This window comes from Nocardia miyunensis NBRC 108239 (assembly GCF_001613065.1).
Lineage (GTDB): Bacteria > Actinomycetota > Actinomycetes > Mycobacteriales > Mycobacteriaceae > Nocardia > Nocardia miyunensis.
The window spans coordinates 86,201-99,380 of sequence record NZ_BDBQ01000057.1 but is presented as its reverse complement, the minus strand read 5'-3'; the positions used below and the strand labels follow the sequence as shown (position 1 = coordinate 99,380).

At 67.7% G+C, this 13,180-nt stretch carries 12 protein-coding genes; 3 read left to right on the top strand and 9 right to left on the bottom strand.

Annotated elements, in window-relative coordinates:
* Positions 1-118: 118 nt before the first annotated feature.
* From NM2_RS25170 to NM2_RS25150, 5 genes are all read right to left on the bottom strand, one after another.
* Entirely contained in the window at positions 119-430 is a 312-nt protein-coding gene (locus tag NM2_RS25170; protein ID WP_157121296.1) for a DUF202 domain-containing protein, read from the bottom strand.
* A 16-nt stretch (positions 431-446) separates the two neighbouring features.
* Positions 447-794: a YidH family protein gene (locus NM2_RS25165; protein ID WP_067673495.1), complete on the bottom strand. Its 348-nt coding sequence runs from the start codon at positions 792-794 to the stop codon at positions 447-449.
* Between the two features lie 253 nt (positions 795-1,047).
* Complete coding sequence (locus tag NM2_RS25160; RefSeq protein WP_067673493.1) at positions 1,048-1,476, bottom strand: PPOX class F420-dependent oxidoreductase; 429 nt, start codon at positions 1,474-1,476, stop codon at positions 1,048-1,050.
* 62 nt (positions 1,477-1,538) lie between these two features.
* Complete coding sequence (locus NM2_RS25155; protein ID WP_067673470.1) at positions 1,539-2,177, bottom strand: LuxR C-terminal-related transcriptional regulator; 639 nt, start codon at positions 2,175-2,177, stop codon at positions 1,539-1,541.
* Positions 2,177-3,325, bottom strand: coding sequence for a sensor histidine kinase (locus NM2_RS25150; protein WP_067673468.1), 1,149 nt, complete (start codon positions 3,323-3,325; stop codon positions 2,177-2,179). The genes NM2_RS25155 and NM2_RS25150 overlap by 1 nt, the downstream gene beginning before the upstream one ends.
* A 130-nt stretch (positions 3,326-3,455) precedes the next feature.
* Here NM2_RS25150 and NM2_RS25145 point away from each other — a divergent pair, with 130 nt between their 5' ends.
* Together NM2_RS25145 and NM2_RS25140 are read left to right on the top strand one after the other, a co-directional pair.
* Complete coding sequence (locus NM2_RS25145) at positions 3,456-4,502, top strand: ABC transporter permease (protein ID WP_067673466.1); 1,047 nt, start codon at positions 3,456-3,458, stop codon at positions 4,500-4,502.
* A 16-nt stretch (positions 4,503-4,518) separates the two neighbouring features.
* The gene (locus tag NM2_RS25140; RefSeq protein WP_067673465.1) at positions 4,519-5,241 is read left to right on the top strand and encodes an ABC transporter ATP-binding protein; all 723 of its coding nucleotides are present in this window, start codon (positions 4,519-4,521) and stop codon (positions 5,239-5,241) included.
* 73 nt (positions 5,242-5,314) lie between these two features.
* Here NM2_RS25140 and NM2_RS25135 read toward each other — a convergent pair whose 3' ends face one another.
* Both NM2_RS25135 and NM2_RS25130 read right to left on the bottom strand, forming a co-directional pair.
* A complete protein-coding gene (locus tag NM2_RS25135; protein WP_067673464.1) occupies positions 5,315-7,255 on the bottom strand; it encodes an acetoacetate--CoA ligase in 1,941 nt (646 codons plus the stop codon).
* 248 nt (positions 7,256-7,503) lie between these two features.
* On the bottom strand, positions 7,504-7,947 hold the full coding sequence (locus NM2_RS25130) for an SRPBCC family protein (protein WP_067673462.1): 444 nt from the start codon (positions 7,945-7,947) through the stop codon (positions 7,504-7,506).
* Between the two features lie 482 nt (positions 7,948-8,429).
* Here NM2_RS25130 and NM2_RS25125 point away from each other — a divergent pair, with 482 nt between their 5' ends.
* Entirely contained in the window at positions 8,430-9,680 is a 1,251-nt protein-coding gene (locus NM2_RS25125; protein WP_067673460.1) for a TetR/AcrR family transcriptional regulator, read from the top strand.
* Positions 9,681-9,705: 25 nt separating this feature from the next.
* On the opposite strand, the gene NM2_RS25120 is transcribed toward NM2_RS25125, so the two are convergent.
* Both NM2_RS25120 and NM2_RS51850 read right to left on the bottom strand, forming a co-directional pair.
* Positions 9,706-10,356: a hypothetical protein gene (locus NM2_RS25120; protein ID WP_067673458.1), complete on the bottom strand. Its 651-nt coding sequence runs from the start codon at positions 10,354-10,356 to the stop codon at positions 9,706-9,708.
* Positions 10,357-10,919: 563 nt separating this feature from the next.
* Positions 10,920-13,178 (bottom strand): ArnT family glycosyltransferase, encoded by a 2,259-nt coding sequence (locus NM2_RS51850; RefSeq protein ID WP_084531534.1) that lies wholly within the window; start codon positions 13,176-13,178, stop codon positions 10,920-10,922.
* Between the last annotated feature and the right edge of the window lie 2 nt (positions 13,179-13,180).

The window sequence follows — 13,180 nt, the reverse complement described above, 5'->3', positions numbered from 1 at the left end:
AGCGGGCTGGAAGCGGTGTAGGCGAGAGTTGGCCGGGATCGCCGACTTTGCCTGTGCGACAGTGGAATAGAGCGCTTCCGCAGGAAGCCTGGGGAGATCGGCTGCGCGGCCGGACCAGTTAGCGTTGGGGATTTCCCAGGCTGATGAGCAGGGCGACGGCGCAGACCAGGACTACCACCGTCGCGGTCAGAGCGACTTCGATGCGGGAGCGGCCGAGTTCACCGCGGTGCAGAGCACGACTTCGCTGATAGCTCATGGCCGCGAGAACGACCAGCATGACGGCGGCGGCCAGGGGGGCAGCGACCGAATGCCGCCAACCGCTGACCACCGCGTGGTTGACGAACAGTGCGGCGGTGGCCATCGAAGCGATCGCGGTACGGCGCCACGACAACGCCGTCCGCTCGCGGGCCATGCCGGTGTCGGCGGTCACCGGCCCGTTGCCCACATCATTCGAACAGCACCGCGAGGGCCGCCAGTATCGACACCACCGCGATACCCACCGCCAACAGCGAGACCATGATCGTGCCGGTGAGCGGTTCGCCGCGACGCATCGCGTCCTCGACGTTGCGCCAGTGCCGGTAGGCGCCGACGGCCACGATCACGGCGAGCACGATGCAGCTGACCGCGATGAGTCGCCGCAATCCGGAATGGTGGAACGGCTGCACGAGAGTGTGCACCGCCACGCCGCCGGCCAGCAGGCCCAGCGAGGTCCGGATCCAGGCCAGGAAGGTGCGCTCGTTGGCGAGGGTGAATCGATAGTCGAGCCGGTCGCCGGGATCGGCACCGGAAGACATCAGCCCTCCCCACCGGACGACGCACCATCGACGCCCTGCCGCACACAGCCCGGGAACACTCGCCTCATCTCGGTTGCCGCCGAGCGACATCGGTCGGTCGAGTTCATAGTCACCGCCCAAGTGTCGATTCGCGGGAAATTCGCTGCCGTATCGAAGATCGGCGTTCACATGGCGCGAGTATCCCGCCGGTCATGTCCGCGAGAACAGGGTATCGGCGCGACAACAGCAACGAGGACCCGGGCGAATCTCGGCGCTACCCGGTCATATCGAAGCCGCCGAGCACCTTGGTCGGGCGCAGGCGAACCACCAGCTCACCGGGTACGCCGTTGCGCGCGCCGAATTCCGCGGCCCGGTCCGCGCCCATGTAGCGACCGGCGATGGCGGTCGCGGTGCGCAACAGCTCGCCCGGATCCTCGGACACCTCGGCCACGCCCTGCACCTGCACGTATCCGAAGGGCGGTTCCTCCAGATCGACGCACAGCGAGAGCCGGCGATCACGGGCGATCGCCCGTCCCTTGGCCGTGTCCTTGCCGGTGTTGAAGATCAGTTCCTCACCTTCGACGATGAACCACACCGGGTTGATCACCGGGCGGCCGTCGGCGGTCACGAATGCGAGCTTGCCGGTGCGTGTGCCGTGGGAGAGGAATTCACGCACCTGTGGATCGGAAAGTGTGAGGGCCATCCGCACAGCGTAGGGGCGTGCGGTGACAATCCGCGGCAACCGGGTGCGGATCGGCCCGATCGTCAGATCGCCCCGCGCTCACGGGCGCGCGCCACCGCGGAGGTGCGGGACTTCACCCCGAGCTTGGCATAGATGTGCACCAGATGGGATTTCACGGTGGTCTCACTCAGGAACAGACTGCGCCCGATCTCCCGGTTGGAATGCCCCTCCGCGACCAGCCGCAACACCTCGATCTCCCGGTGGCTCAACGTCGTATCCGGTTTGCGCACGCGGGTCATCAGCCGCGAGGCCACCGACGGCGACAGCACGCTCTCCCCCGCCGCGGCCGCGCGCACCGCGGCCAGCAGATCGCCCGGCGGTGTGTCCTTGAGAATGTAACCGCAGGCCCCAGCCTCGATGGCACCGAGGATGTCGGCATCGGTGTCGTAATTGGTGACCACCAGAACATTCGGCGGATCCGGCAGCGCGCGCAAGGCCAGCGTGGCATCCACACCGGATTTCCCCGGACCGAACCGAAGGTCCATCAGCACCAGATCCACAGGCATTGCGGCACAGGCGGATACGGCCTCCTCGGCGGTCGCCGCCTCACCGGCCACCTCGACGTCCCGCGCCGCGTCGAGCAGGGCGCGCAAGCCGGCCCGCACGATCGCGTGATCGTCGGCGAGCAGCAGCCGGATCCGTTCTTCATCAACGGAATTCATCACGCCGCCGAGGAGGGGAACGAGACGGTGACCGCGGTGTGCCCGGATTCGGACTCCACATCCATACTGCCGCCCTGCTGTTCGACGCGGCTTCGCATCGCGTTCAGGCCGAACGTCCCCTGCGCGAAAACCTCTGGAGCTATACCGATTCCGTCGTCGACCACATCCAGGTGCACACCGTCCTCGCCGTAGGTGAGGGTGATCCTCATGCGTTGCGCCCGCGCATGACGCACCACATTGGATACCGCCCCCTGCGCCACCCGCACCAGCGCCGCCTCGATGGGCATGGGCAACCGTTCCGGCTCCCCCTCCACCAGAACGTGTGCGTCTAGCCCGGGCGCGCTGGCCCGCTGGGCGATTCGCTCGAGCGCACTCGCCAGGGACTGCCCCTCCAGAGCCGCCGGGGTGAGATCGCCGATCAACTGACGCGTCTCGGCGAGATTGTCCGCGGCGGTCTCGCGGGCCAGCCGGATCTTCTGCAACGCAGGATGATCCGGCGCGACCCCCTCCGCCGCGTGCAGGAGCAGCTGGATACTGGACAGCCCCTGGGCCACCGTGTCGTGGATCTCCTGGGCCAGCCGCTGGCGCTCGGCCAGTTTTCCGGCGGTGCGCTCACGTTCCGCGAGTGTCGCACGGGTGGCCAGCAATTCGTCGATGAGACGCTGGCGATCGGCGGCCTCCTGATACAGCGCCCGATAACCGAATCCGATCGCGAGCGCGACGGCCGCGCCCAGCACCGGCCCGATCACCCCGCCCGCCGTCCAGCCCTCGTGCAGCGCGAAGCCGACGACCGAGACGACGGTCGCGGCCAGCACCGCGATCAGCCCCCAGAACCGCGGCAGCAGATGCAGATACAGGAAGAACAACCCGAAGACGAGATAGATGGCCTCGGGCGCCATCGCCACCAGCCCCAGCCACAGCACCGTCAGCGCACCGAGCCACACCCGCGCCGCGACGGGCCGCGAGCGCAGCATCGCACCGCCGAAATAGATGAGCAGGAACAGCACGGCCAGCACCACCACCGCGATCCGATGCTGCCCGCCCGGAACCAGCGCCCGCACCATCACGTAGACCGTCAGCGCCACCATCAGCACATGCAGGGCAGCCTGCAGCGCGGCGAAGACGGGAGTCAGCGGAGAGCGGTGCACCCTGCCAGCTTATGCGGGGTTACATCGACGGCATCCATCGAAAGATGGAATCGGACACCCATCCTCGGCTGGTCGCGGGTTCGTTCACACCGCCGATGAACCGGGCCCCGAATCCGGGCACGGTGAGAACATGTTCGTCGCACTGAGGGATCTGCGGGCCGCACGCGGCCGTTTCGCGCTCATCACGCTGGTCGTGGTCCTGGTCGCCCTGCTGGTCAGCTTCCTGAGCGGGCTCACTTCCGGACTCGCGCACCAGAACACCTCCGCCCTGCGGAAGATGTCCGGCGATACGGTCGTATTCGCGGACACCGGGACGTCGCCGTCCTTCGACTCCTCCGCGCTGACCGCGGATCAGGTGCGGGCCTGGCGGCAGGCCGCGCACGCGGATCCGGTCGGCATCAGCCACGCCCAAGCCGCCCGAGGCGGCGGTCCGCCCGCGCAGGTGGCGCTGTTCGGCACCGAGACCGCCACATTTGGCGAACATTCAGCAATCGAACCCGGATCGATCGTGCTGAGCGCGCCCGCGGCACGAGACCTGTCCGCCGCGACCGGTGACCGCATCACGCTCGGGAATGCGACGTTCGCCGTGACCGCGATCAGCGGCGACGACTGGTACGCGCACACCCCGGTCGTCTGGATGACGCTCCCGGACTGGCAGTCCCTCGAACCCCGCGGCGACGCCGCGACGATTCTCGTCACCTCGGATGTACACGATGCGGCCGCGGTGAACGCCGCCGCGCACACCGTCACGACCAGCGCCGCGAACTCACTGCAGGCGATCGGCTCCTACAAAGCGGAGAACGGCTCGCTCACCCTGATGACGATCCTGCTGTTCGCGATATCCGCGCTGGTCATCGGCGCTTTCTTCACTGTGTGGACGATTCAGCGCACTCCCGATATCGCGATATTGAAGGCTCTGGGCGCGACCACGAACTCCCTCATGGCCGACGCACTCGGCCAGGCACTGGTCGTATTGCTGATCGGCGTCGGCACAGGTTTGGCGATCACCTCGCTCGCCGGGTCCGCACTGGGCCCATCGGTGCCGTTCGTCCTCAGCGCCGCAACGACTCTCGTACCGGGCGCGGCACTGATCGGCCTGGGCGTGCTCGGCGCGGCTGTCGCCCTGCGCTTCGTGGCCACCGCCGACCCGCTCACCGCACTCAACCGAACACGCTGAACCACAGGAGTTCTCGATGACCACACTGACCGTCGACGATGTCACCCTCACCTATCCCGATGGCAGCGAACGCATCACGGCCCTGGATTCGGTGAATCTGCGAGTGGACGGTGGCCGGATCGCCGCCATCACCGGGCCGTCGGGTTCGGGCAAATCCAGCCTGCTGGCGGTGACCTCAACCCTGCTGCGTCCGGACTCCGGCCGCGTTCTGCTCGAAACATGCAGCGGCACAGTTGATCTGGCCGGTCTGAATCGCCGCGAGGCAGCGACACTGCGACGCGAGCGGATCGGCATGGTCTTCCAGCAACCCAACCTCATCCCCGCCCTCACCGCAGCCGAACAGCTCGAGGTGATGGCGCATCTGGGCGGCCGACGGTCCATCACGCGGCGGAGGAGTCATGAAATTCGTTCCAGAGCAAGGGATCTACTCGATGCCGTAGGTCTGTCGGCGCACGAACACAAACGCCCGTCGCAGCTGTCCGGCGGCCAGCGCCAACGCATCGATATCGCCCGCGCCCTGATGAACGACCCGGCCCTGCTCGTCATCGACGAGCCCACCAGCGCCCTGGACTCAGAACGCGGCGCCGCCGTCATGGACCTCATCCTGCGCATCGTCCGCGACCACGCCGCCCCCACCCTCCTGGTCACCCACGACCGCGCCCACCTCCACCGAATGGACGCGGTGTATCGCATGGTCGACGGGGTCCTCGGCACCGAGACCGGGGAACTCGTCGTGTAACAGCCGATTCGAGGAGATGCCCGACGAACGGTCCACGATGCCGCACCCGGCTGTGCGGCCGAACGTCTCTACTTCACGTGCCCTCGGACATCCGGACAGCCGAGTACCAGTCCAGCAGAGCCGGATCGTCCACGGCGGTGCGTTCCACGACGCGGGCGGCTTCCGCGCCCTGGAAGAGCTTCTTGATCGGCACCTCGAGTTTCTTGCCGGTGCGGGTGTGCGGGATGCCGGGGGCGAGGATGATCTCGTCGGGGACGTGGCGCGGGGAGACCTCGCTGCGGATGACGGATCCGATCCGGTCGCGCAGTTCGTCGGTGAGTTCGGCGTTCGGGGCGAGTACCACGAACAGCGGCATCCAGTAGCCGCCGTCTGGTTGTTCGACCCCGATCACCAAGGCCTCGGCGATCTCCGGAAGCGATTCCACGGCCTGGTAGATATCGGCCGAGCCCATCCGGATGCCGTGCCGGTTCAACGTCGAATCCGACCGGCCGTGCACCACGACGCTGCCGTGATCGGTGACGGTGATCCAGTCGCCGTGCCGCCAGACCCCGGGGAACATATCGAAATAGGCTGCCCGATAACGCGATCCGTCGCCATCACGCCAGAATCGGATCGGCATCGATGGCATCGGCGCGGTGATCACCAGTTCACCGACCTCGCCGCGCACCGGTCTCCCGGACTCGTCCCAGGCGTCCACCGCCGCGCCCAGGAACGGCACCGACAGCTCACCCGGCCAGACCGGAACATTCGGCGCACCGCCGATGAATGCCGAAACCACATCGGTCCCACCGCTGATCGAGGACACCTGGACGTGCTCGCCGACATTCTCCCCGAGCCACAGCGAGGAGGATTCCGGCAGCGAGGCCCCGGTGATGCCGACCGTGCGCAGCGCCGTCAGATCATGGTCCAGCCTCGGCCGCGCGCCCGCCTTGATGCAGGCCAGCACATAGCCGGGACTCGTACCCAGCACGGTGGTGTGCGTGCGAGCGGCGACGTCCCACAGCGCATCCGCCGCCGGATATCCGGGACTGCCGTCGTAGCAGACGATGGTCGCGCCGACCAGCAGCCCGGCGACCTGAAAATTCCACATCATCCAGGACGGGCTGGTGTACCAGAAGAAGACGTCGTCCGGACCGATATCCGATTGCAGCCCAGTGGCTTTCAGATGTTCGATCAAGACGCCGCCGTGGCCGTGCACGATCCCCTTGGGCAGGCCGGTGGTGCCCGAGGAGAACAGAATCCACAGCGGATGATCGAATTCGACTGCCTCCGTGGTAATTTCGGTGTCGCCGGGCGCGCTCACCTGCTCCCAGTCCAGCGAATCGGGCACCTCGCCGCCCAGGCGGGACACCACGACCGTCGCCCGTAATTCCGGCAGGCCCGCCCGCAACGCGGCGATATCCTCGCGTTTGTCGTGAACCTTGCCGCCGTATCGATAGCCGTCGGCGGTCACGAGTATCACCGGCTCGAGCTGACCGAGGCGATCCAGCGCGGCCTTGGCCGAATAGTCCTGCCCGCACGCGCTCCACACCGCGCCGATCGATGCCGTGGCCAGGAAGGCGATCACCGTCTCGGCGATATTGGGCAGATAGCCGATCACCCGATCACCGGGCGCGACACCCTTTTCCCGGAGTGTTCGCGCGAATGTCGCTGTCCGACTGAGCAATTCGGCCCAGGACATCTCGGTGAGCTCGCCGCCCTCGGCGGCCGAGACGATGGCCGGGCGATCGGCGCGCGCCTGCCGCACGATCTGATCGACGTAGTTCACCCGCGTCCACGGAAACCACTGCGCCCCAGGCATATCCGCACTCGTGAGCACCTGTTCCGGCGCCGGGCCCAGGCCGAAGTACTCCCACACCGCACCCCAGAAACCGGCGAGGTCGCGAACCGACCACTCCCACAGCGCGCGGTAATCCGCGAATTCGACTCCGGTGCGGCCGGTCACGAACCGCGCGAAATCGGTGATCCGCGCCTTCGCGACATCATTCTCCTCAGGCACCCACTGCGGCTGCATCGCCCTCACCTTCCTGCACCGAAGAATTCCTCATCCGCCGGCCCGCGCTTCTGCCTCGCGCACCAGCCACGTCCGCTCGCCGACCCGCACCCGACTGCGCTCGACATGCCGAATCACCGGCTCGTCCACCATACGACCACCGAACCGAACACCGGACAATTCTTCGTCGCGCGCCGAATCCGGACAGCTTCCCGCAGGTCAGGGCCGGATCCCCCGCCCCGGCGGAATGGATCGGGTTTCATCCGCGCTCAGTGCCGACGCAACTCCCGCTCGGCGGTACTCAGCACACTGCGAATCCCGCCGACGACCATCGGCGCCATGCCCGCGGTCCACAGATCGGCGAAAAGCGGTGCGCCGACCTCGAAGTGGGCCGTCCAGCGAATCCACGCGCCGTCCTCGGTCTCCTTGAACTCCAGGCAGCCGTCCTGGGCCCGCATCGGCGGGTAGGAGCCGAGCAGTTTGTAGCGGATCAGGCGCGGCGGTTCGTATTCGACGATCTCCTCGGTGACCCGGACCAGCGGCGTAACCAGCAATCGCACCGCGCCGACGCCGTGCTCGACGACATTGCCGGGCCGCACCAGCGTCACCCGCCGGATGATCGGCACACGCTGGAAATTCGTGGCGTCGGTGAGCCATTCGAACACATCGGCCAGGGGTGCCCGGATGGTGCGCTCCAGCTTCACCGTGCGCATCGATCAGGACTCCGTTCATCAGGGGTGGACGACTCGCAGCGCAGCCTACGATGCGTCCCCCGGCGAGCCAGGGCAGCGAGCCGAATCGATGCGGTTTCGAGACCGGCCCGCGACCCGTGCGATCACGTAACAGATTGTGACAGCAGGCTTTTCAGATCATAGCGCGATGCTGGCGCATGCGCTCGCGCACGTAGCCTCGAACGAAGTCGGACGATCCGCCGCCGTCGCCGCACCCGCGTCCGCGCAAGCCATCGTGGTCCTCGGACGGTCCATCACCCGCCTCGCCGCGCCACCGGGCTCGTAATGTTGGTGCGACCGCCGATAGCACGAGAAGGCTGCGTACCTCCTGCTGGCTACCATGGCGATCATGAACATTCCGGGAATGCCACGGCGGTGAACCAACTGCGACGGCGACCCGCCAGCCGCGTGCGCACACCGAAATCCGGCGCGCGCACACCGTCACCGAAAGACAGGCCAGCACTGTGAGCCGAGGTCAGCGCGGTACTGCGCACTCAGCAGAGGTATCGACGACCGGAAAACCCGAGCGGGTGATCCGCCGCCGCCCGAAGGACCGCCGGGCGCAGATCGCCGCGACCTCGGCGGCGGCCTTCGGCTCCCTCGGCTATCACGGCGTGAGCATGGAGGACATCGCCTCCCGGCTAGGCATCTCCTCCGCGGCCCTGTACCGGCACTATCCGAGCAAATACGCGCTGTTCCGCGAGGAACTGCTGCGGCTGGGCGCGGCCACCGTCATGACGGTCACCCTGCCCGAGGAGGCGGTGGACTGGCCCCCGGAACAGCGGCTCGGTCACGTGATCGACGCGATGATCGCCGATGCCATCGCCAATCGCCCGACGGTCGCGCTGACCCGTTGGGAGCGCCGTTATCTGGACGACACCGACGGCGAAACCCTCGACGAACAGTTCCGCACCTCCATCGCCGCGGTGCGCCGGTTGATCGACGACCTGCGCCCGGAACTGACCAGCCGGGACAGTCTGGTGCGGTCGGTGACGTTGTTCAGCGTGATCAGCAGTATCGGCGACCATCACGCCGCACTCCCGGTGAAGCCCCTGACGGCCGTGCTGAATTCGGTCGCGTGGGCGGTGGTCCGCGCGGATCTGCCCGAGCCCCAAGCGGATCCGCGCACACCTCGCGCCGTGGAGATCCCGCAGTCGTTCAAACACGAACTGCTGCTGAAGAAAGCGGTGGAGCTGTTCCACGAGCGCGGCTATCCGAACGTCAGCGTCGAGGAGATCGCGACGGCCGCGGAACTGTCGGCGGCCTCGGCGGTGTACCGCTACTACCGCAGTAAGAGCGATCTGCTGGCCGCCGCCTTCCGGCGTGCCGCCGATCGGATGGCGGGCGCGATCGGACCGGCCACCGCGTCGTCGAGCACTCCGGCCGAGGCGTTGTCGAAACTGATCGATCTGTACGTCGCGGGCTGTTTCGCGGAGCGGGAACTGACCTTCGTGTACTACGCGGAATTCGGCCACATCCCCGCCGAGGAGCGCACGATGCTGCGCAACGTCCAGCGGCTGGTCGTGGCCGAATGGGTGAAACTGCTGGTCCAGGTGCGCCCGGAACTTTCTCAGGCCCAGGCGCGCATCCTGGTCCAGGCCGCCTTCAGCCTCGTGGTCGACCTGGGCCGCGTCTTCGGCGAGGGTGATCGGATCTGTCCCCAGGACCGGGTGATCAGCCTGCTCGAGGTCACCCTCTTCGGCGAACCGCAGTAGGTCGCACCGATTCCCCTGTGCCACTTCAGGATCCGTAGCGTGGCCAGGGGTAGAACGCCAGGTGCAGCAGCAGGATCACCAGTAGGGCGAGGATGATCGCGGCGACCGGGTGCGCGCGACGCTCCAGATAGCCGATCGTGCGGAACAGCGTGGGGAACGGGACTTCTCGCGCGAAGAACATCGCCAGCACGCTGGGCACGATCACCCACAGCACCGCGATGAGCCCGTAGAGCACGTACGCGCCGACGTAGGTGCCCGGATGCATGGCCCGGGCGCCGGGCGCGACAGCCAGTCCGGCCACGAGTCCGGCGATCGCCGCCACCAGATACCAGCCCATGCCCCCGGATCGCACGGCCTCCGCATCGCGGGTGGCCCGGCCGTTGACCGTGGTCTGCTGCCCCGCCACGATCCGCGGCCGCGTCGGATGCGCGAGCAACTGCGGCACCGCGTAGTACCCGAGTACTGCGATCACGAACACAACCACCAGACGCACCCAGGAATGCGCCGCCTCGAGATGCCCGATCGTCGCCGAGATCGTCGGCCAATCCCCCAGCCCGAACACCGAAGCCAGTTCGGGCCCCGCCACGGCCAGCGCGGCCAGCCCCCACATCAGATATCCCCAGTACTCCGCCGACCATCCGCGAGTCTCCTGCGCATCGGCCACTACCTCGGTCATAACCCGGTGTACCACCCTCGACCGGCGAGTACTCCGCCCTACCCGAACCAGATGCCACACCGACACCGCATCGCAACCCCGAGGGCCGACTCTTCCCCCGCGTCGCTCAGTTCAGAATCGACCCGGGCCACGGCCTTGTAGCTGGCATTGTCAGGAGTGAGCGGAACTCGGGTGATCTGGGGTCGGCGTTGAAAGGAGTAGCCGAACCGGGTGACCTCCAGTGCATCTCCCCTTTTCCCGGCGGGCTACGGCCGAGATCCGATCCCCGAATCCCGGCCGCGACACATCCAGCGTCCAAATCCACTCCGCAACCGTGACGTCGCGAATCGCATGCCGCCGATTCCGTTCAATGAATCTCGGCCACAACCCAATCCGGAATCCAGGCCCGCACCGGGGCCATCGGCCAGCACCTGCACTCCCGCGACGGTGACCGGATGCGATGCGCCGCATCGACACACGAGGATCCGCTGTTCGGAAATCCGGTCCACGGCGAGAGTCCGGGCCGCGTACCCGCATACGACCGACAACAGTGGATCTGCTTCGGCCGCAACATGATCCGGCGTTCAGCTCCGAGGCGGAATCGTCAGGTCGTACACCTGCACACCGTCGACGGTGACCGGGATGTAGCGCGCTTGCACCCAGGCGGTGATCCGGCCGCCGCTGGTACTGGTATTCGAACTGACACTCGGCGATCCGGACGAGTTCGCGGGGTGGTTCGCCGAAGGCGCGACCCTGCTGTTCGGATGCGTTGTCGCACTGTCCCGATGGGCGCTCATCGTGTGTGCATCGGCGTCCTCCGACGCGGTGGCTCTTCCGGTGCCGCGCGCTTGCGAGCGGGCGTCCATCAGGAAGTAGTGCACTTCCCCGGCGGTGACGTACTGCTGGAACTGCGCCAAGGTCGGCGAATCGTCCCGGCCGCTGAATCCTCCGATGGCCAAAAGTGATGCGCCCGTGCGTAATTCGATGGCACTGACCTGTTGCGATCCGACGGCCGCTGCGGCCCAGCGGTTATCGGCATCGGACAGCATCGCATCCAAGCGCGGCGCGCTCTTCGTCGCCGGATCGTGCCCGAATCCGTTGCCGCGCACTCGAACCGGGCCGCTGTACGGACTCCCGCCGCCGTGCGGCAACGCCACCGTCTCGACCGCGTAGGCGGCCGGACCGGCCAGTCCGGCGATCACCGCGACGGCCGCGGTCACGACCCCGAACCGCCGCAAGCGGGTAGCGCCGAGGATCAGCACCGCGGCCACCGCGAATCCGGCGATCACCAACGTCCACCGCAGCCAGGGCAACCACGTCGGTGTCTCGTCGAGCAGGTGGTACACCCACAAGCCCGTCGCCGCCGACATCGCGCCCAGACCCACCCGGGCCGAGGGATGTTCGCGCCGCTTCCACAGCAACGTCCCGCCGATCGCGCCCAGCGCCGCCAGCGCTGGAGCCAGCTCGACCGTGTAGTACGTGTGGAACGAACTGCTCATATAGCTGAGCACCAGCCAGGTCCCGACCAGCCAGCCGCCCCACAGAATCAACGCGGCGCGGGCCGGATCGGTGCGCGGCGCGCGGCGGGTCAGCCACAGCCCGGCCAGCAGCCCGATCACCGCCGCCGGAACCAGCCAGGCGAATTCGGTCGCCAGCGAATTCTGAAGCAGCCGCAGCACGCCGGTCCCACCGTGCGCCATCCCGCCGAAATGCGGCGAATTCGCCGCCGCATGTGCGGCCGCGCCGTGCGCGTCCGCAGCGGTCGTGGCATGTGTGGCAGCGGTCGCGCCATCCGCCGCGGCAGCCGTGCCGTGTGTCCCAGCGGTCGAACCCTGCGTCGCAGCGGTCGTACCGTGTGCCGCCACGGCATGCGTCCCGGCGGTTGCGCCATCTGTTCCAGCGGTCGGGCCGGGCGAGGCGGAAGGGTGCGCGGGCGCGGGGTGATGCTTGTTCTCGTTACCCAGCACCCGGCCCAGGCCGTTGTACCCCACGGCCAGATCCCACAGGCTGTTGTCGGTGGACCCGCCGATGTAGGGCCGCGAATTCGCGGGCCACACCTGAACCAGCGCCACGTACCAGCCCGCGGAGACCAGCACCGTCAGACCCGCGGTCGCCAATTTGCCGATCCGGGACCAGAATCCGCCCGGCATCGCCACCACGACGACCAGCGCCAACCCCGGTAGCACCAGGAACGCCTGCATCATCTTCGCCAGGAATCCGAAGCCGATCGCCACACCCGCCAGTGCCAGCCAGCCGGTACCCGCCGACCACCACCGCGTCCCCGGCGACCGCAACGCGCGCACCACACAGTAGGCCGCCGCGACGACCAGCAACATCATCAGCGCATCCGGATTGTCGTAGCGGAACATCAACGCCGCCACCGGAGTCAGCGCCAGCGCCGCACCCGCGATCAGCCCGGCGGCATATCCCGCGCAACGCCGCACCGCGCCGTACAGCAACGCCACCGTCGCGACCCCGATCAGCGCCTCCGGCATCAGCATCGACCACGCGGAGAAGCCGAATATCCGCCCCGACAAGGCCATCACCCACATCGCGGCCGGCGGTTTGTCGACGGTGATGCCGTTACCCGGGTCGAGCGAGGCGAACAGCAGCGCCTTCCAATCCTGGGTACCCGCCTGCACGGACGCCGCGTAGAAGGGGTTGGCCCAGCCCGCCGAGCTCAACCCCCACAGATACAGCACGGCCGTCGCGATCAGCAGTCCGGCCAGACCCGGGCGCACCCAGCGCGGCCGAGCGGTCCGGGGATCTCGCCCCGGCCGCGTTCCGGATGCACCCACGTACTCCTCGGATACGTTGTGCGCACCCTCGTCGACGCCGGACATCG

Excerpts from the sequence above, each read along its gene's own strand:
- NM2_RS25165 (WP_067673495.1), bottom strand. The coding sequence starts at position 794 with ATGTCTTCCGGTGCCGATCCCGGCGACCGGCTCGACTATCGATTCACC.
- NM2_RS25135 (WP_067673464.1), bottom strand. The coding sequence starts at position 7,255 with ATGCAGCCGCAGTGGGTGCCTGAGGAGAATGATGTCGCGAAGGCGCGG.
- NM2_RS25155 (WP_067673470.1), bottom strand. The coding sequence starts at position 2,177 with ATGAATTCCGTTGATGAAGAACGGATCCGGCTGCTGCTCGCCGACGAT.
- NM2_RS25120 (WP_067673458.1), bottom strand. The coding sequence starts at position 10,356 with ATGACCGAGGTAGTGGCCGATGCGCAGGAGACTCGCGGATGGTCGGCG.
- NM2_RS25130 (WP_067673462.1), bottom strand. The coding sequence starts at position 7,947 with ATGCGCACGGTGAAGCTGGAGCGCACCATCCGGGCACCCCTGGCCGAT.
- NM2_RS25160 (WP_067673493.1), bottom strand. The coding sequence starts at position 1,476 with ATGGCCCTCACACTTTCCGATCCACAGGTGCGTGAATTCCTCTCCCAC.
- NM2_RS25145 (WP_067673466.1), top strand. The coding sequence starts at position 3,456 with ATGTTCGTCGCACTGAGGGATCTGCGGGCCGCACGCGGCCGTTTCGCG.
- NM2_RS25140 (WP_067673465.1), top strand. The coding sequence starts at position 4,519 with ATGACCACACTGACCGTCGACGATGTCACCCTCACCTATCCCGATGGC.
- NM2_RS51850 (WP_084531534.1), bottom strand. The coding sequence starts at position 13,178 with ATGTCCGGCGTCGACGAGGGTGCGCACAACGTATCCGAGGAGTACGTG.